General features: G+C 68.8%; 12 protein-coding genes and 1 pseudogene. 5 read left to right on the top strand and 8 right to left on the bottom strand.

The features are described 5' to 3' along the window. Positions 1-70: 70 nt before the first annotated feature. Positions 71-2,248, top strand: a complete 2,178-nt coding sequence (locus G7071_RS13005; protein WP_166319442.1) for a glutamine synthetase III family protein — start codon at positions 71-73, stop codon at positions 2,246-2,248. 152 nt (positions 2,249-2,400) lie between these two features. Then, the gene (gene glnA, locus G7071_RS13000; RefSeq protein ID WP_166319440.1) at positions 2,401-3,831 is read left to right on the top strand and encodes a type I glutamate--ammonia ligase; all 1,431 of its coding nucleotides are present in this window, start codon (positions 2,401-2,403) and stop codon (positions 3,829-3,831) included. A gap of 140 nt (positions 3,832-3,971) precedes the next feature. Here glnA and G7071_RS12995 read toward each other — a convergent pair whose 3' ends face one another. The 6 genes and pseudogenes from G7071_RS12995 to G7071_RS12970 all read right to left on the bottom strand — a co-directional run. Then, a complete protein-coding gene (locus tag G7071_RS12995) occupies positions 3,972-4,709 on the bottom strand; it encodes a gamma-glutamyl-gamma-aminobutyrate hydrolase family protein (RefSeq protein ID WP_166319438.1) in 738 nt (245 codons plus the stop codon). Beyond that, on the bottom strand, positions 4,706-5,473 hold the full coding sequence (locus tag G7071_RS12990) for a 3-oxoacyl-ACP reductase (protein WP_166319436.1): 768 nt from the start codon (positions 5,471-5,473) through the stop codon (positions 4,706-4,708). Before G7071_RS12990 ends, G7071_RS12995 begins: the two co-directional genes overlap by 4 nt. A gap of 58 nt (positions 5,474-5,531) precedes the next feature. Continuing rightward, positions 5,532-6,890, bottom strand: a complete 1,359-nt coding sequence (locus G7071_RS12985) for an aldehyde dehydrogenase family protein (protein WP_166319434.1) — start codon at positions 6,888-6,890, stop codon at positions 5,532-5,534. Positions 6,891-6,897: 7 nt separating this feature from the next. Continuing rightward, complete coding sequence (locus tag G7071_RS12980; protein WP_206062804.1) at positions 6,898-8,277, bottom strand: glutamine synthetase family protein; 1,380 nt, start codon at positions 8,275-8,277, stop codon at positions 6,898-6,900. Between the two features lie 28 nt (positions 8,278-8,305). Further along, positions 8,306-8,926, bottom strand: a complete 621-nt coding sequence (locus G7071_RS12975) for a FadR/GntR family transcriptional regulator (protein ID WP_246210645.1) — start codon at positions 8,924-8,926, stop codon at positions 8,306-8,308. 319 nt (positions 8,927-9,245) lie between these two features. Continuing rightward, positions 9,246-10,508: pseudogene (locus G7071_RS12970) on the bottom strand (amino acid permease); the annotation flags it as partial. A gap of 266 nt (positions 10,509-10,774) precedes the next feature. Between G7071_RS12970 and G7071_RS12965 the strand changes: the two are divergent. Together G7071_RS12965 and G7071_RS12960 are read left to right on the top strand one after the other, a co-directional pair. Then, positions 10,775-12,793: an MFS transporter gene (locus G7071_RS12965; RefSeq protein WP_206062803.1), complete on the top strand. Its 2,019-nt coding sequence runs from the start codon at positions 10,775-10,777 to the stop codon at positions 12,791-12,793. Between the two features lie 134 nt (positions 12,794-12,927). Then, complete coding sequence (locus G7071_RS12960) at positions 12,928-13,761, top strand: ATP-binding protein (RefSeq protein WP_166319428.1); 834 nt, start codon at positions 12,928-12,930, stop codon at positions 13,759-13,761. A 221-nt stretch (positions 13,762-13,982) separates the two neighbouring features. Here G7071_RS12960 and G7071_RS12955 read toward each other — a convergent pair whose 3' ends face one another. Beyond that, positions 13,983-15,020, bottom strand: a complete 1,038-nt coding sequence (locus G7071_RS12955) for a DUF6081 family protein (RefSeq protein ID WP_166319426.1) — start codon at positions 15,018-15,020, stop codon at positions 13,983-13,985. A gap of 151 nt (positions 15,021-15,171) precedes the next feature. On the opposite strand from G7071_RS12955, the gene G7071_RS12950 reads away from it, so the two are divergent. Beyond that, the gene (locus tag G7071_RS12950; RefSeq protein WP_166319424.1) at positions 15,172-16,074 is read left to right on the top strand and encodes an ATP-binding protein; all 903 of its coding nucleotides are present in this window, start codon (positions 15,172-15,174) and stop codon (positions 16,072-16,074) included. Between the two features lie 57 nt (positions 16,075-16,131). On the opposite strand, the gene G7071_RS12945 is transcribed toward G7071_RS12950, so the two are convergent. Then, a complete protein-coding gene (locus tag G7071_RS12945; RefSeq protein ID WP_166319422.1) occupies positions 16,132-17,310 on the bottom strand; it encodes a thiolase family protein in 1,179 nt (392 codons plus the stop codon). Positions 17,311-17,315 lie beyond the last annotated feature (5 nt).

Below are 17,315 nucleotides of genomic sequence, written 5' to 3'. Positions count from 1 at the left end.
AAACGCCAGCACCATAACGTGCGACGAACGAACAGTGGTGACACCGGGTCGCCGATGCTAGGGAGCAAGAATGACTGCGAACCTCGTCCGCTTGGCCGCTATCAAGGACGTCCAGGCCTGCGAGCCTCCGGCGACCTTCTTCGACATCGCCGAGGAGACCGGCTCGGTCTTCGGCGAGAACGTCTTCAGCCTCTCGGTGATGAAGAAGCGACTGCCGAAGTCGGTCTTCAGGTCGGTCTCCGCGACCATCGAGAAGGGCGAGGCCCTCGACCCGGCCATCGCCGACGTGGTCGCCTCCGCCCTGAAGGACTGGGCGATGGAGAAGGGTGTGACGCACTACGCGCACGTCTTCTATCCCCTCACCGGCCTGACCGCGGAGAAGCACGACTCCTTCATGGAGCCGGTCGGCGACGGCACGGCCATCTGGGAGTTCCAGGGCAAGACCCTCATCCAGGGCGAGCCGGACGCGTCGTCCTTCCCCAACGGTGGGATCCGCGCCACCTTCGAGGCCCGCGGCTACACCGGCTGGGACGTCCAGTCCCCGGCGTACATCCTCGAGAACCCCAACGGCAACACGCTGTGCATCCCCACGATCTTCGTGTCGATGACCGGCGAGGCACTGGACCACAAGACCCCGCTGCTGCGCTCGCAGAAGGCGATGGCCGACCAGGCCACCCGCATCCTGGAGCTGTTCGGCCACAAGGACATCGACAACGTCGTTTCCTACTGCGGCCCGGAGCAGGAGTACTTCCTCGTCGACTCGTCCTTCGTCAACCTCCGCCCCGACCTCCTCAACGCCGGGCGCACGCTGTTCGGCGCCAAGCCGCCCAAGGGCCAGGAGTTCGACGACCACTACTTCGGTGCCATCCCGGACCGGGTCCTGGCGTTCATGCACGACACCGAGCGCGCACTGTTCAAGCTCGGCATCCCGGCCAAGACCCGCCACAACGAGGTCGCCCCCGGTCAGTTCGAGATCGCTCCGGTCTTCGAGCGGTCCAACCTGGCATCGGACCACCAGCAGATGCTGATGTCGATCTTCCGCTCGGTCGCCAAGCAGCACGGCATGGAGTGCCTCTTCCACGAGAAGCCCTTCGCCGGCGTCAACGGCTCGGGCAAGCACGTCAACTTCTCGTTCGGCAACAACTCGCAGGGCAACCTGCTGCTGCCCGGGGACAACCCGCACGACAACGCCCAGTTCCTGGTCTTCTGCGCGGCCATCATCCGCGCGGTCCACCAGCACGGTGGCCTGCTGCGCCTCTCGGTCGCGTCCGCCGGCAACGACCACCGCCTCGGCGCCAACGAGGCCCCGCCGGCGATCATCTCGATCTTCCTCGGCGACCAGCTCGCCGACGTGTTCGACCAGATCGCCAAGGGCGGCGCGACGTCGTCGAAGCAGAAGGGCATCCTCAACGTCGGCGTGGACACGCTGCCCGACCTGACCAAGGACGCCGGCGACCGCAACCGCACCTCGCCGTTCGCCTTCACCGGCAACCGCTTCGAGTTCCGCGCCGCGGGGTCCAACCAGACCGTGGCCGCCCCGATGGTCATCATCAACACGATCATGGCCGAGGCCCTCGACTTCTGCGCGAGCGAGCTCGAGGCTGCCGTCGCGGCCGGCACCGACTTCAACGAGGCCGTCCAGACCCTGCTCGCCAAGATCGTGGAGAACCACGGTGCGGTGATCTTCAACGGCAACGGCTACTCCGACGAGTGGCACCTCGAGGCCGAGGCCCGCGGCCTGAAGAACCTCCGCACCACGGTCGACTCGCTGCCGGAATACCTCACGCCCGAGTCGCGCGAGCTCTTCTCGACGTACGGCGTCTTCAACGAGGCCGAGCTGGAGTCCCGCTTCGAGGTGGGTGTCGAGCAGTACGTCATGACCCTGGTCGTCGAGGCCAACCTGACGGCTGAGATCGCGCAGACCACGATCCTGCCGGCCGCGGTGCGCTTCCAGACCGAGCTCGCCCAGAACGTCGGGGCCCTCAAGGCTGCCGGTGTCGACGCCGACACCAGTGACCTGCTGGTCATCTCCGAGCTGGTGACCGACCTGCGAACCGGCCTGGCCGGCCTCAAGGACGCTGTCGCCGGGGCCCTGGAGCACGAGGGGATCGCCGAGGCGACCTACCAGCGCGACGTCGTCATCCCGGCGATGGCCGCGGTGCGCGCTGCGGCCGACGCGCTCGAGGCCGTCGTCGCCGACGACCTGTGGGCGCTGCCGACCTACCAGGAGATGCTCTACATCCTGTGACGGGAGGTCCCATCTCGGTGGTCGGGAAGCCTGCTGGCGCTCGGCGGGGCACCGAGGCCCTGTTGTAAGTTTCGTGAGGCACGAGCGCAGCGTCGCGCCAGCGTGCACCCCACTCGATCCCGTGCCGCCCGGTGGCGTGCCAAGGAGGACGAATGTTCAGCAACAGCGAAGAGCTGCTCAAGTACATCAAGGACGAGCGCGTCGAGATGGTCGACGTCCGTTTCTGCGACCTGCCCGGCGTCATGCAGCACTTCACGGTGCCGGTCTCCTCGTTCGACCAGTCGGTCTTCGACGACGGGCTGGGCTTCGACGGCTCCTCCATCCGTGGCTTCCAGGCGATCCACGAGTCCGACATGCAGCTGTTCCCGGACCCGACGACGGCCTACATCGACCCCTTCCGGGTCGCCAAGACCCTGGTCGTCAACTTCTTCATCCACGACCCGATCACCGGCGAGGCCTACTCCCGCGACCCGCGCAACATCGCCAAGAAGGCGATGGCCTACCTCGCCAGCACCGGCATCGGCGACAAGGCGTTCTTCGCTCCCGAGGCCGAGTTCTACGTCTTCGACAGCGTGCGGTTCGAGACCTCTGCCAACGAGGGCTACTACCACATCGACTCCGAGGCTGGGGCCTGGAACTCGGGCACCGCAGGCACCGCCGACAGCCCCAACCGCGGCTACAAGGTGAAGTACAAGGGCGGCTACTTCCCCGTCGCCCCCTACGACCACTTCGGTGAGCTGCGCGACGAGATGGTCATCGAGCTGGAGAAGTCGGGCCTGCTCGTCGAGCGCGCCCACCACGAGGTCGGCACCGCCGGCCAGGCCGAGATCAACTACAAGTTCGACGAGCTGCTCAAGGCCGCCGACGATGTGATGAAGTTCAAGTACATCATCAAGAACGTCGCCTGGCGCAACAACAAGACCGCCACCTTCATGCCGAAGCCGATCTTCGGCGACAACGGCTCGGGCATGCACGTGCACCAGTCGATCTGGAACGAGGGACAGCCGCTGTTCTTCGACGAGACGGGGTATGGCGGCCTGTCGGACATGGCCCGCCACTACATCGGCGGCATCCTCAAGCACGCGCCGTCGCTGCTCGCCTTCACCAACCCGACGGTGAACTCCTACCACCGCCTGGTGCCGGGCTTCGAGGCGCCGATCTCGCTGGTCTACTCCCAGCGCAACCGCTCGGCCTGCGTGCGCATCCCGATCACCGGCGCCAACCCCAAGGCCAAGCGCATCGAGTTCCGCTGCCCCGACCCGTCGGCGAACCCCTACCTCGCCTTCTCGGCGCTGCTGCTCGCCGGCATCGACGGCATCCAGAACAAGATCGAGCCGCCGGCGCCGATCGACAAGGACATCTACGAGCTGCCGCCGGACGAGATGGCCGACATCAACCAGGTCCCGACCTCGCTCGACGCGGTGCTGGACAACCTGGAGCGTGACCACGACTTCCTGACCGTGGGCAACGTCTTCACGCCTGACCTGATCGAGACCTGGATCGACTACAAGCGCCAGAACGAGATCCTGCCCGTGCAGCTGCGCCCGCACCCGCACGAGTTCGAGCTCTACTACGACATCTAGTCACTTGTGCACGTAGAGCTCGAACTCACCGTTCGAGAACGAGGGCTCCGGCTTGGCCGGGGCCCTCGTTGCACGTCAGCGTCGCGATCTCGCAGGTCTACACGGACACAGCGATAGTGGCGACGATGATGCGCTCCCGATCAGGTAGGACCGCCACGCCCGCGATCGCCGCCGCCGCCGACCAAGCGGGCCGCCGCCACGAGCGCGGCGAACAACCCCGCGTCCGCCGCCATCTCCGGGTGCCACTGCACGCCGAAGCAGAACCGCTCGCCCGGTGCCTCCATCGCCTCCAGCAGCCCGTCCTCCGACCACGCCGCGGGCGTGAAGCCCGGGTGGGTACGCACCGACTGGTGGTGGTGGCAGTGGACGCTCAGTCGAGGCTCCACGAGGGACGCCAAGCGGCTCTCGGGAACCATGGAGACCGCGATCGTGCCGAAGGCGTCCCCCCCGGGACTGTGCCCGGTGTGGTTCACCAGGTCGGGGACGTGCTGGTCGAGCACCCCGCCGGCGTGGGCCGCCATCACCTGCATGCCGCGACAGACGCCCAGGACCGGCAGGCCACGCGCGTCGGCCGCGTCCAGCAGCGCGAGCTCCCAGCCGTCCCGGTCGTCGCGCCAGCTCGTGGTCGACGAGTGCGGGTCCTCGCCGTACCGCTGGGGGTTGACGTCCGCTCCGCCGCTGATGAGCAGCCCATCGAGGCGGTCGACGACGGCAGCGGCCGCTGTGGCGTACGGCGCCACGGGCGGCAGCAGGACCGGCAGGCCGCCGACAGCCTGGATCGCCGCAGCGTACGTCGTGGGCAGCAGGTCGGCGGACGTGTCCCAGACCCCCCACCGGGCCGGCTCCCGGTAGGTGGTGAGCCCGATGACCGGTGTCACAGCGGGGTGACGTAGGCGCCGGAGATCCCGCCGTCGACGAGGAACGTCGAGGCGGTGATGAAGGAGGACTCGTCCGAGGCCAGGAACAGCACGGCGTTGGCCATCTCCTCCGGCTCCCCGAAGCGACCCATCGGGACGTGGACGAGTCGCCGCGCGGCGCGTTCCTCGTCCTTGGCGAAGAGCTCCTGCAGCAGCGGGGTGTTGACCGGGCCCGGGCACAGGGCGTTGACCCGGACGCCCTGCCGGGCGAACTGCACCCCGAGCTCACGCGACATGGACAGCACGCCCCCCTTCGACGCGGAGTAGGAGATCTGCGAGGTGGCCGCACCCATCACTGCGACGAAGGACGCGGTGTTGATGATCGAGCCCCGGCCCTGCTCGAGCATGTGCGGGAGCGCCGCCTTGCAGCACAGGTAGACGCTGGTCAGGTTGACCTCCTGCACCTTGCGCCACGCGTCCAGGTCGGTGTCGAGGATCGAGTCGTCCTCCGGCGGGGAGATGCCGGCGTTGTTGAAGGCGATGTCCACCGACCCGTAGGTGTCCTTGGCGGTGGCGAAGAGCGCGTCCACCTGCTCCTTGCTGGTGACGTCGGTGTGGACGTAGGTGATCTCGTCGTCCTCGGCGAGATCCTCTCCGCGGGCGTCGTCGAGGTCCCCGATGACGACCCGTGCCCCCTCCTCGCGGAAGCGGCGCACGGTCGCGAGACCGATCCCCGAGCATCCTCCGGTGATCACGGCGACCCTGCCCTCGAGGCGTCCAGTCATGGTGTCGACTTCCTTTCGTCGGTGTGGCGCCGTTGCGGGGCGCGGTGGTGGGGCGCGCTCAGTCCTGCGCGATGAAGACGTTCTTCTCCTCGGTGAACGCGTTCGGCGCGTCGGGGCCCAGCTCCCGGCCGAGGCCCGACTGCTTGTAGCCGCCGAACGGCGTCCAGTACCGCACCGAGGCGTGCGAGTTGACGCTGAGGTTGCCGGCTTCGACCCGCCGGGCGACCCGCAGGGCGCGGCCCAGGTCGCGGGTGAAGATCGAGCCGGACAGGCCGTACTCGGTGTCGTTGGCCAGCCGCACGGCCTCCTCCTCGTCGTCGAACGGCATCACCGCCACGACCGGCCCGAAGACCTCCTCACGCCAGATCGGCATGGCCGGGTCGTCGGCGAGGACGACGGTCGGCGGCACCCAGAACCCGTCGGAGTCCGGCACCGAGCCGGTGAAGGCCGTCTCCACGTCGACGAGGTACGACGTCACCGTCTCCTTCTGCTTCGCCGACACCAGCGGGCCCATCTCGCTGTCGGGATCAGCCGGGTCCGTCACCTTGAAGGCCGTCACCGCGCGCTCCAGGCCGCTCAGGAACTCGTCGTACGCCGACCGTTCGACGAGGATGCGGGAGCGGGCGCAGCAGTCCTGGCCGGCGTTGTCGAAGACGGCGTACGGCGCCCGCGCGGCGGCCTCGGCAACGTCCGCGTCCGCGAACACGATGTTCGCCGACTTGCCGCCGAGCTCCAGCGTCACGCGCTTCACCTGCTCAGCGCACCCGGCCATGATGCGCTTGCCGACGGCCGTCGATCCGGTGAAGCAGACCTTGCGCACCAGCGGATGGGTGACGAAGCGCTCCCCCACGACCGAGCCCCGGCCGGGGATCACCGTGAGCACACCCTCCGGGATGCCGGCCTCGAGCGCCAGCTCGGCCAGCCGGATCGCCGTCAGCGGCGTCAGCTCCGCGGGCTTGAGCACGACACAGTTGCCGGCGGCGAGCGCCGGCCCGAACCCCCAGGCGGCGATGGGCATCGGGAAGTTCCAGGGCACGATGACCCCGACGACGCCCAGCGGCTCGTGAAACGTGAGGTCGATGCCCCCGGCGACCGGGATCTGCCGGCCGAAGAGCCGTTCCGGCGCCGCGGAGTAGTAGTTGAGGACGTCGCGGACGTTCCCGGCCTCCCAGCGCGCGTTGCCCAGGGTGTGCCCAGCGTTGCGGACCTCGAGCTCGGCGAGCTCCTCGACGTGCTCGTCGACGACGGCGGCGAAGCGGCGCAGCAGCCGGGCACGCTCGCCCGGTGCGACGTCGCGCCACGCCGGGAACGCGTCGTGCGCCCGCTCGATGAGCGAGTCGGTCTGCTCCACGGACGCCAGGGCGACCTCGGTGACCGGCTCGGCGGTGGCCGGGTTGATGACGGTGTAGGTGTTCACGTCCGCCTCACATCCTCTCGAAGCCGCGGCGCAGCTCCCAGTCGGTGACCGCCGCGCCGAAAGCGGCCAGCTCGACGTCGGCCATGTTCGTGTAGTGGTCGACCACCTCGTCACCGAGAGCCGCGCGCGCCACTTGGGAGCCGTGGAACGCGTCGCGGGCCTCCCTCAGGGTGCCGGGCACCCGCGGCCGGTCCGAGACGTAGGCGTTGCCCTCCAGCGGGGGCTCGAGCTCGAGGCCCTGCTCGATGCCGTGCAGCCCGCCCGCCAGCATCGCGGCGATGGCGAGGTAGGGGTTCACGTCACCGCCCGGAACCCGGTTCTCCATCCGGGCGGCGGCACCACGTCCGACCAGGCGTACGGCGCACGTGCGGTTGTCCTCCCCCCACGCGATGGCGGTCGGCGCGAAGGAGCCGGCGGCGAAGCGCTTGTACGAGTTGACGTTGGGGGCGTAGAGCAGCGTGAAGTCCGCCATCGTCGCGAGCACGCCGGCCACGAAGCTGTCGTACAGCGGCGTCCGCGCGTTCGGCTCGTCCTCCCAGAAGACCAGCTCGCCGTCCGCCCCACGCAGGGACAGGTGGATGTGGCACGAGTTGCCCTCGCGCTCGTCGTACTTCGCCATGAACGTCAGCGACTTCCCGTGCTGCGCGGCGATCTCCTTGGCGAGCGTCTTGTAGACCGCGTGGTTGTCGGCCGTGACCAACACGTCGGCGTAGAGGAAGCCGACCTCGTGCTGGCCGAGGTTGCACTCACCCTTCGCCCCCTCCACGTCGAGCCCTGCGGCGTACGTCGTGTTGCGGATGTCGCGCAGCAGGGGCTCGATCCGGGTGGTGCCGAGGATGGAGTAGTCGACGTTGTACTGGTTGGCGGGGGTGAGCGCGCGGTACGCCGCGGCGGACGCGGCTTCGTAGGTGTCGTCGAAGACGATGAACTCCAGCTCGGTCCCGGCGAGAGCGACGTAGCCGAGGTCGCGGGCCCGTGCGGCCTGCTGCTTGAGGACGGCGCGGGGGTCCTGCACCACCGGGGCGTGCTGAGCGCTGTCCCGGGAGGGCCAGACGAGGTCGCACTGCACCATGGCGGACGCGGGCAGGTGCGGCAGGAGCCGGATCGTGTCGAGGTCCAGGACCATCTCCATGTCGCCGTAGCCCCGCTCCCACGACGTCATGGCATAGCCGTCGACGGTGTTCATGTCGATGTCGACGCCGAGGAGGTAGTTGCACCCTTCGACGCCGTGCTCGAGGGCGTGGTCGACGAAGTAGCGCCCATGCAGGCGCTTGCCCTGCAGTCGCCCTTGCATGTCGGTGAAGGCGACCACCACCGTGTCGATCTCACCCCTGTCGATCCGCTCCGTGAGGTCGTCGATCGTCAGGTGCCTGTCGTTGCGCGTCATGGGGTCCTCTCCCGAGCGGTGTGCGTCGTCACCCGAGGAGACCTCGGAGCAGGGCGGCAGTGTCGTCACAGTGCTGTTCCATGGCGCGTCGCGCCTTCGCCGGCTCCCCCGCGAGGATCGCGGCCACGATCGCGCGGTGCTGGCGCGTCGAGTGCTCGATGTTGGGCTCCAGCACCGGGATCGAGCGGAGCATGTCGTGCAGGCCCGCCTGCACCTCCGTCACGGCCGCCACCGTCATCGGCGAACCTGTCACGCTCGCGATGGCCAGGTGCAGCCGGGAGTCCGCCTGCCGGTGGGCACCGCTGTCGGGAGCCTGGTCGACCTCGGCGAGCGTCGTGGTGAGCAGCATCCGTTCCGTGGCGTTGAGCTGCCGGCTCGCAGCCAGCCACGAGGCGCCGGGCTCGACGATGCGACGAAAGGTGAGCGAGTCCAGGAGCTGCTCGCGTCGCTCGCCGGTGGCCGGCGTCCGGTCGGTCTCTTCGGCGGGCGGCCGGAAGGCGACCACGCTCCCACCGCCGCGACCTCGCGTCGTACGCACCATGCCGGCCGTGCGCAGCGCAGCGATCGCCTCGCGCAGCGTCGAGCGTGACACCCCCATCTGCTCGGCGAGCTCCCGCTCGGGTGGCAGGGCCGACCCGTAGGGGAACACACCGAGCCGGATGGCCGTGGCGAGCTGTTCGACGCAGCCCTCGAACGCGTGGTACCCCCGGACCGGCCGGAACACCACGTCGCCCAGCGGGGCAGCGGTCACTCCTCCTCCGCAAGGATCTGCTGTCGGGCCCGGTCGTGGCCCTCCTCCTCGTTGAAGATGTCGTCGAGGTCCTTGGTGGTGTATTCATCCTTGGCTCCGTGCATGAAGTGCTTGCGCCCCCGGCGAACCAGGTGACGGTGGCGAAGATGAACACCGTGGAGACCGCGATCGGCGCGTAGTTGAAGGTCGCGTCCCCGAAGGTCCCGGGCGCGTACGCCGGCAGCATGAACAGCACGACGATGAAGCACACCCACGCGACCGCGATCCAGCCGACGACGGGGCTCCACCGGCCCAGGTTCCACGGCCCGGTCTGGAAGTCGGGGTTCAGCCGCCGCAGCAGGACCGGTATCACGTAGGCGATGTAGAGCCCGATCACCGCGACCGACGTCACCGCGAAGTAGGCGGTGAGGTTCCAGATCGCCGGGAGGGTCAGCACCACCGACCAGAACACGCAGAACCAGATGGAGTTGGTCGGCGTCCCGGTGCGCGGGTTCACCTTCTTCCAGATCTGCGATCCGGGCAGCGCGTTGTCGCGCGAGAAGGCGTAGGTCATCCGGGAGTTCGCGGTGACCGACGCCATCCCGCAGAAGAACTGCGCGACGGCGGCGATGAGCAGCATCAGCTTGCCGAGGTCGTCCCCGGCCGCGTCGATGAAGATCTGCGCCGGCGGGAGGCCGGTCTCGGTGGCCCGCTGGGCGTCGTAGTCCTGGATGGCTGCCGTCACGCTCACCAGCAGGATCCAGCCGGCGATCAGTGACACCCAGACACTGCGGACGATCCCCTTGGGTGCCTGGACGCTGGCCCCCTTCGTCTCCTCGGCGACGTGCGCGGACGCGTCGTACCCGGTGAACGTGTACTGCGCCATCAGCAGTCCGATGAGGAACACGTAGATGGCGCTCTCCCACCCGGTGGCGTTGCGGTACTCGGTGAACGTCCACGTGAGCGACTGGTGCTGGTCGGGGACCAGCCACAGGATCGAGACGATCACGGCGACGCCGACGATGTGCCACCACGCGGAGACGTCCGAGAGAAGCTTGACGAGGTTGACGCCGAAGGTGTTCAGCAGCCCGTGCAGCGTGATGATGACGAGGAACGCGATGAACGTCGAGGTGAGCGTGACGTCGACCCCGAAGGTGAGGTTCAGCAGCGCCATCCAGGTGACGGCGGCGCCGTAGTCGATCGCGGCCGTCACGGCGACCTCGCCGAGGAAGTTGAACCAGCCGACGTACCACGCCCAGACTCGCTTGTTCTTCCGCGCCAGCTGGCCGGCCCAGTAGTAGAGCCCACCGGCCGTCGGGTAGCTGGAGCAGATCTCGGCCATCGCCATCGCGACGAGGAGGACGAAGATCCCGACCAGCGGCCAGCCGAGCGAGATCACGATCGGCCCGCCGGCATCCATGGCGAGGTAGTACGTCGTGATGCAGCCCGCGAGGATCGAGATGATCGAGAAGGACACGGCGAAGTTGGAGAACCCGCTCATGCCTCGATGCAGCTCCTGGGTGTAGCCCAGCTCCGCCAGCCTCTCCTCGTCAGCGCTCAATGACACGTCGCGTGGTTCCGTGGTGCTCATGGCACTCCTTCGTCCGTGGGCCGACGATCGCGAGTGTGACGCCGCTCACGTTGCGCTGTCAATGGCACGACCTCAGACCTTTCTTGCCCAGTCCGGCCCTGCTGCTCCCTGCTGCTCCTGACGGCCTGGTCAGGGGACTATCGTCGCCGCATGCGAGTCCACGTGCGGTGCGGCCGGTGACCGCGACCGCGCTCGCAGTGGAGCCCGAGCGTTCGAGTCGCTCGGGCGCCATCGTGCTGGTGCTGGCGCTGTGCGGCACGGCGGTGTCGCTGATGCAGACGCTGGTCGTCCCGTTGCTGACGGACTTCCCCCGGCTGCTCGACACGACGCCTGACAACGCGGCCTGGCTGGTGACGGTCACGCTGCTCACCAGCGCCGTGGCCACGCCCATCCTGTCCCGGCTGGCCGACATGCACGGCAAGCGCCGGATGATCGTCGTGTCGCTGGTCGCCCTGCTCGCCGGCTCCCTGCTCGGCGCGCTGAGCGACTCGCTCGCCGTGCTGATCGTCGCCCGCATGTTGCAGGGGTTCGCGCCGGCGCTGATCCCGATCGGCATCTCGACGATGCGCGACGAGCTGCCGCCGGAGAAGATCGGCGGCGCGGTCGCCCTGATGAGCGCCACGCTCGGCATCGGTGGCGCCGTGGGCCTCCCACTGTCGGGCGTGATCTATGAGGCGTTCGGCTGGCAGGCGGTCTTCTGGGGCAGCGTGGTCATGTCGCTGGTGATGCTGGCGCTGGTCCTCACCGTGGTGCCGGAGTCGGGGGTGAGGACGCCCAGCCGCTTCGACTGGCTGGGCGCCATCTTGATGTCGATCGCCCTGACGGCCCTCTTGCTGGGCATCTCCAAGGGGGGCGTCTGGGGGTGGACGTCGCAGTGGACGCTGCTCTCCTTCACCCTCGCCGTGCTCTTCTTCGCCCTCTGGGCTCCGTGGGAGCTGCGCACCGGCGCGCCCCTCGTCGACCTGCGCACCTCGACCCGCCGACCCGTGCTGCTCACCAACATCGCCTCGCTGCTGGCCGGGTTCGCGATGTTCACCAACCTGCTGGTCGCCACCCAGCAGCTCCAGATCCCTGTCTCGACCGGCGTCGGGTTCGGCCTGGGGGTCACCGAGGCCGGGCTGGCCATGCTGCCCGGCGGCGTGCTGATGGTCCTGATGGCGCCGGTCTCCGCGTCGATCACGCGCCGGTTCGGCGCACGGATCACCTTGATCGCCGGCCTCTGCATCACGGGCTTCGGCTACGTCGTCCGGGTGCTCCTCGACGGTTCCCTCATCCAGCTCATGGTGGGCGTCTCCGTCGTCTCGATCGGGATCGCAGTCAGCTTCGCGGCGATGCCGGTGCTGATCATGCAGTCGGTGCCGATCAGCGAGACGGCCGCGGCCAACGGGCTCAACACCGTGGTCCGCTCCATCGGCACCTCGACGTGCTCGGCCACCGTCGCAGCGGTGCTGACCGCCGGCATCGTCGCCGGCGGCGCCTACCCCTCCGAAGCGGCGCTGCACTCGATGAGCTGGATCGCCGCCGTTGCCGCGTTCGCCGGTGCGGCAGTCGGGTTCCTCATCCCCGCTCGTGTCGCCCCGGTCCTCGCGGCTGGTCCCCCGGTCGCCGGTGAACGGGCGCCCGTTGCTCGCGGCGACGCCGTACGCCGCGCTGACGTCGGCACCGAGGTCGTCGTCCGCGGCCGGGTGCAGCGTCCCGACGGCAAGCCCGCCCGACTCGCGGTGGTCTCGGTGCTCGACCGGCGCGGGCGACAAGCGGACTGGGCGCGCGCCGACAACGACGGTCGCTGGTCGGTCGTGCTGCCCGGGGCTGAGGAGTACCTGGTGATCTGCTCCGCCGAGGGCTGGGCTGCCCGGTCCGAGCTGCGCCACCTCTCGGCCGAGACCACCACCGTGCTCAGGCTCGACGAGCGGCTCACGGTCGCCGGCGTGGTCTCCCGCGGCGGGTGGCCCATCGACGACGCGCTCGTCGTGCTCACCGACGCCTCGGGCGAGTCCGCCGGTGCGACCAGGACTGATGAGGAGGGCCACTACGAGCTCGGACTGCCGCCTCTGGGTCGCTATGTGCTGACGGCGCTCGATCCCAGCACCGGGTTCGCGCAGTCCGAGGACGTGGTGATCAGCGCTCAACGACGTCGGTTCAACCTCGTCCTGCCGGAGCTGCTCGAACCGACGGATGCCCCGCCCACGACCTGATCTGGAGTCATGGCGGGCATGGGTGTCTCAAATCTGTCCGTGTCCACTTGCTACCCATAGGTAATCCCTACATTCGAGAGCAGCCAGCCTCTCGGGCGCCAGGGCGAAGTGGGCTACCGACGCAGGGGGGATGCATGCCGACCAGTGACGACGACCACCGAGCGATCGGCACCGACATCGATGCCCCGGTCGGCCGCATGATCGGAGCCCTGGCGCGACGCCAGCAGGTGCTGGTCAACGACGTCCACGTCCTGCTCGACGAGCTCGAGAAGGACGAGAGCGACCCGACGCGGCTGGAACGACTCTTCCGCGTCGACCACCTCGCCACGCTCCTGGGACGCAGCACTGCCAGCCTTGGTGTCCTGCTCGACACGAGCACCCACACCATGAGCGACCCACTGCGGCTCGCCGACGTGCTCCAGGCATCCGTCGCGGGAGTCCACGACTTCCGTCGCGTCGTGCTCCCCACCGCGCCGGAGCTCGATGTCGCCGGCGGCGTGGCCCTCGACCTGGTGCACCTGCTGACGGAGATCATCGACTACTCGCTGGCATCCAGCAGCACCGACACGGTGGTGGACATCGACCCCCCGCACGTCGACGGACAGACCGTCATCCGAGTGTGGAACCCAGCGCTGGCGATGCCTGACGGTTCGCTGTGGGCGATCAACAGCATGTTGCGCGCAGTGGATCCACCCGGGGATGACGGTCAAGAATCCATGGGTCTGTATGTCGCCGGTCGGCTCGCACTACGCCACGGTCTGACCGTCCAGCTGGCCCGCGCGGAGGACGGCGGAACTGCAGCCGCGATCCGCATCCCCGCGACCCTCGTCGCGAGCTCGGTCACGGCGCCGCCTTCGCCGAACGAGTACGTCGGTCGACACCGCAGGGAGTCGGTGGTCGAGAGCGCCATCACCAGCCTCGCGCTGCTCCATCACCGGGCCGGCATGCTGCGCGCCGGGCGACGCTGAGCTGTCCGCACATCTCGGAGACTGGGCAGTAACCAGAGCAGAGGCGTGACCCAGGTCGCTTACTGCGGGGTAGCGCCGAGAACCCCCTAGCGTCTTGTCCGATGCCGGGTGACGCGCTCCCCCGCATCCGGGTCGTGCATGTGTCCCTCCCAGGCATGCAGCCCGGCGCCCAGCCCGTCCCATCGGGCTGGGCGCACCCAACGTGGAGCCGCCACCGAGCCTCAGCGTGCGACGGTCTTGACCCGGAAGTCGTCGAAGGTCCCGGTGGCACCTTGGCCGAAGAGCCGCTCACTCAGCGGGATGCTCACCGCAAGCTCGGGTGCTTCGGGGTGTTGGAACGGGAAGGCGTCCAGCAGGCTGAACAGCCCGTGGCCGATCACGACACTGTTCACCTTGGCACTCAGGTCTTCTCCGGCGCCGAGCGACGGGTAGATGCCGCTGTAGGGAGCACCTTGGGCATCCAGGGGGACGCCGACGTCGTCGACGTGGGCGATCGGCTTTCCGTCGAAGAAGTAGTCCACCGAGCCCCCGGTGGCGTCGCGGTTGATGCGAATGCTGACGGTGTGGGTCCCCGGGGACGCAGGGATCTCCCTGATGATCTGGGTGTACATCTTCTCGCGGCCGACGTAGTCGGGTGACCCCTCCGGGGCGTTGCCGGTGACGTTCGAGGGCAGACGCTCGATGAGCGCAAACGCCGTGCCGCCCGAGACGAACCAGTCAAAGAGCTGCCCGGTGCTGAAGTCGATGACGTTCATGACCACGCCGGCCTGTTGCCCCTCGAGGGTCTCCTCGGCGTACGGAGCCCCGCTCTCGATGTAGGTGCCGTGGACGACTCGACCGGGTTCGGTGCCAGGGGTCGACGCCCTGATCGTCGAGCTGATCTCCAACGAGCCGCTGGCCGGCACTGCGAAGGACTTGTTGCTGATCGCGATGTACTTCAAGTGGTCGAACACACTGAAGTCTGCGCCCGTGCGAAACGGCACCGCGGAGAGCTTGAACGCCCCCCGTGAGAACGAGCGGGTGTCGGTCAACCCCATCTCGCCGAGACCGTAGGGGTTGGACCACTTCTGCTCGTAGTCCGCCAGCGAGTAGCCCGTCCGGCCGAAGTCGTCGTACACCTCGACGGTCGCTGTCGGCGTGGTGGACGGCTTCTCGGCCTCTGCGACCGGAGTCCAGAGAAGCGCGCAGCTGAGACTCACGACCCCCGCCATGAGCGTGACGATGCGGCTCCGTGTGACGATCGTCCCGGGTCGGCTCATGGGGTCTCCGTTCGCAGTCTCCTGGCTCGACTGTGCTCCTTCTGGCGCGCATGCGGAATACCGAAAATATGGGGGTGCGCCCGGCGCGTGCGGCCTGGCACATCGCCCAGACCCGCTGGCACGAACAACCGGCTGAGCCTAGTGTCGGTATGTGGACGGGGCAGTCGAGCCGCACCTGGAGGTCGATCCGGTCGTCGACGTCTGGGCGCTGGGCGCACTAGGACGGCTCGCCCGTCTGGCCGGGGTGCACCGCGTCGGGCTGGCCGTCGTCGAGGGCGGGGGCCGCCGCCTCCGATTCACCGCGAGCGATCGGCACAGCGGGACCAGTGCCCGGTGGTGTCTCGTGGACGCCTACGACGACGTCCCGCTCAACCGGGCCGTCCGAAGCGGCGCGGCCGTCGCGGGCACCCTGGGGCAGCTCAGACCGACCTACGCCGACTTCGTGAAGGCCCAAAACGGCACCCCGACCCGTTTCGTGGCTGCCGTGCCGATCATGTCCGCCGCCCAGGTGCTGGGCGGATTCGTTCTGTTCTACGACGAGCCGCCGGAATCCTCCACCGTCCTCACCGAGGAGCTCCTCGTTCACGGCACCGAGCTGGGACGAGAGCTGCGCTGGGCGCAGCTGCAACGCGTTCGCCGCCTCGACGACTGGGCTGACGACACGGCACCCGGGGTCAGGACGGCCCACCACAGCAACTCGACGGATCTCGCCGCTGTGGGCGAGGCGCGGGCCTTCGTGCGCCGGGTGCTCCAGAGCTGGGGCGTGAACGAGGACGACACCGAGACCGCCGTCCTGTGTCTCTCCGAGCTGGTGACCAACGCAGTGGTGCATGGTGCAGGCGGTTCCTCGGTACGCGTGTGTGAGGACTCGGGCGTCATCACCATCGCCGTACGGGACGCCGGCTCTCGGCCGGTGGGCCGCACGGTGGACCTGCAGGCAGATCCCCTCGCGGTGCATGGCCGTGGGTTGCGGTTGGTGGACGCGCTCGCCAGTCGGTGGGGCTCGGAGCTCAGTGCGACCGGTTTGACTGTGTGGTTCGTGCTGGACGGCTGACCGTTGGCCGGCCATCCCTCGTCACGCGACAGCGTGGCACGCTAGCGGTGCTTCACGTCAGACCCGCTTGAACAGCGCCGCCAGTGCCTGCCCGCCGCCGATGCACATCGTCACGATGCCCAGCTCGAGGTCGCGACGCACCATGTCCTTGGCCACCCGCAGGGTCAGGTTCGCCCCGGTCGCGCCGACCGGATGACCGAGCGCGATCGCACCGCCGTACGGGTTGACCCGCTCGTGACTCAGGCCCGCATCCCGCATCACCGCGACCGCCTGGGAGGCAAAGGCCTCGTTGAGCTCGATGATCCCGATGTCACCGGGTGCGGTCCCGGTCTTCTCGAACAACGCCTTGAGTGCGTACGTCGGGGCGTACCCCATCAGCTCCGGTTCCATCGCCGCCGTGGTGACCGCCTCGAGGGTCACCAGCCCCGTGAGGCCCCGTTGCTCGGCCGCGGACTGCCGCGCCAGCACGAGAGCGGCCGCGCCGTCGTTGATGCCGGAGGCGTTGCCAGCCGTGACCGTCCCGCCCTTCATGAACGCCGGACGCAGACCCGCCAGCGTCTCGACGGTCGTGTCCGGCTTGGGGTGCTCGTCGACCTCGGCGGTGAACGGCCTGCGCCCACCCACCTCGACCGCGACGATCTCCTCGGCGAAAGCAGCCCTGGCCTCTGCGGTCGCCGCCCGGCGCTGCGACTCGGCCGCGAACTCGTCCTGCTCCTCGCGAGAGACGGCGTACTTGTCAGCGACGTTCTCCGCAGTCACCCCCATGTGCATCCCGCCGAACGGGTCGGTCAGCATCATCACGGTGCCGTCGACCAGGTCGCGGTTGCCGAGCTTGTAGCCGTTGCGGGCACCGAAGTCGTAGAACGGCATCCGGGTCATCGACTCATCACCGCCCGCGAGGGTGAAGTCGAGGTCGTTCCAGCGCATCTCCATCGCCGCCGACCACACCGCCTGCAGCCCCGAGCCGCACAGGCGGTTCACCGTGTAGGCAGGCACGCTCTTGGGAAGTCCGGCCGTGACCGCGACGCGGCGCGCGTTGTAGGCGTCCGGTCCGACCTGGCCGATGCAGCCCATCACCACCTCGGAGATGTCGCTGTCCTCCACCCGGGCACGCGTGAGCGCCTCCCGGACGGCGACCGCGCCGAGCTCGAACCCCGGCACGTCCTTGAACATCCCGCCAAAGCTGCCGATCGGGGTGCGGGCGCCCTCGAGGACGACGATCTTCTCTTCACTCATGAGCC

Source organism: Nocardioides piscis (assembly GCF_011300215.1).
GTDB classification, from domain to species: domain Bacteria; phylum Actinomycetota; class Actinomycetes; order Propionibacteriales; family Nocardioidaceae; genus Nocardioides; species Nocardioides piscis.
This window is presented reverse-complemented; position numbering and strand designations above follow the sequence as displayed.

Bases quoted from the DNA above. Each gene is read 5' to 3' on its own strand.
- G7071_RS13005 (WP_166319442.1), top strand. From the start codon at position 71: ATGACTGCGAACCTCGTCCGCTTGGCCGCTATCAAGGACGTCCAGGCC.
- glnA (WP_166319440.1), top strand. From the start codon at position 2,401: ATGTTCAGCAACAGCGAAGAGCTGCTCAAGTACATCAAGGACGAGCGC.
- G7071_RS12990 (WP_166319436.1), bottom strand. From the start codon at position 5,473: ATGACTGGACGCCTCGAGGGCAGGGTCGCCGTGATCACCGGAGGATGC.
- G7071_RS12980 (WP_206062804.1), bottom strand. From the start codon at position 8,277: ATGACGCGCAACGACAGGCACCTGACGATCGACGACCTCACGGAGCGG.
- G7071_RS12960 (WP_166319428.1), top strand. From the start codon at position 12,928: ATGCCGACCAGTGACGACGACCACCGAGCGATCGGCACCGACATCGAT.
- G7071_RS12955 (WP_166319426.1), bottom strand. From the start codon at position 15,020: ATGAGCCGACCCGGGACGATCGTCACACGGAGCCGCATCGTCACGCTC.
- G7071_RS12945 (WP_166319422.1), bottom strand. From the start codon at position 17,310: ATGAGTGAAGAGAAGATCGTCGTCCTCGAGGGCGCCCGCACCCCGATC.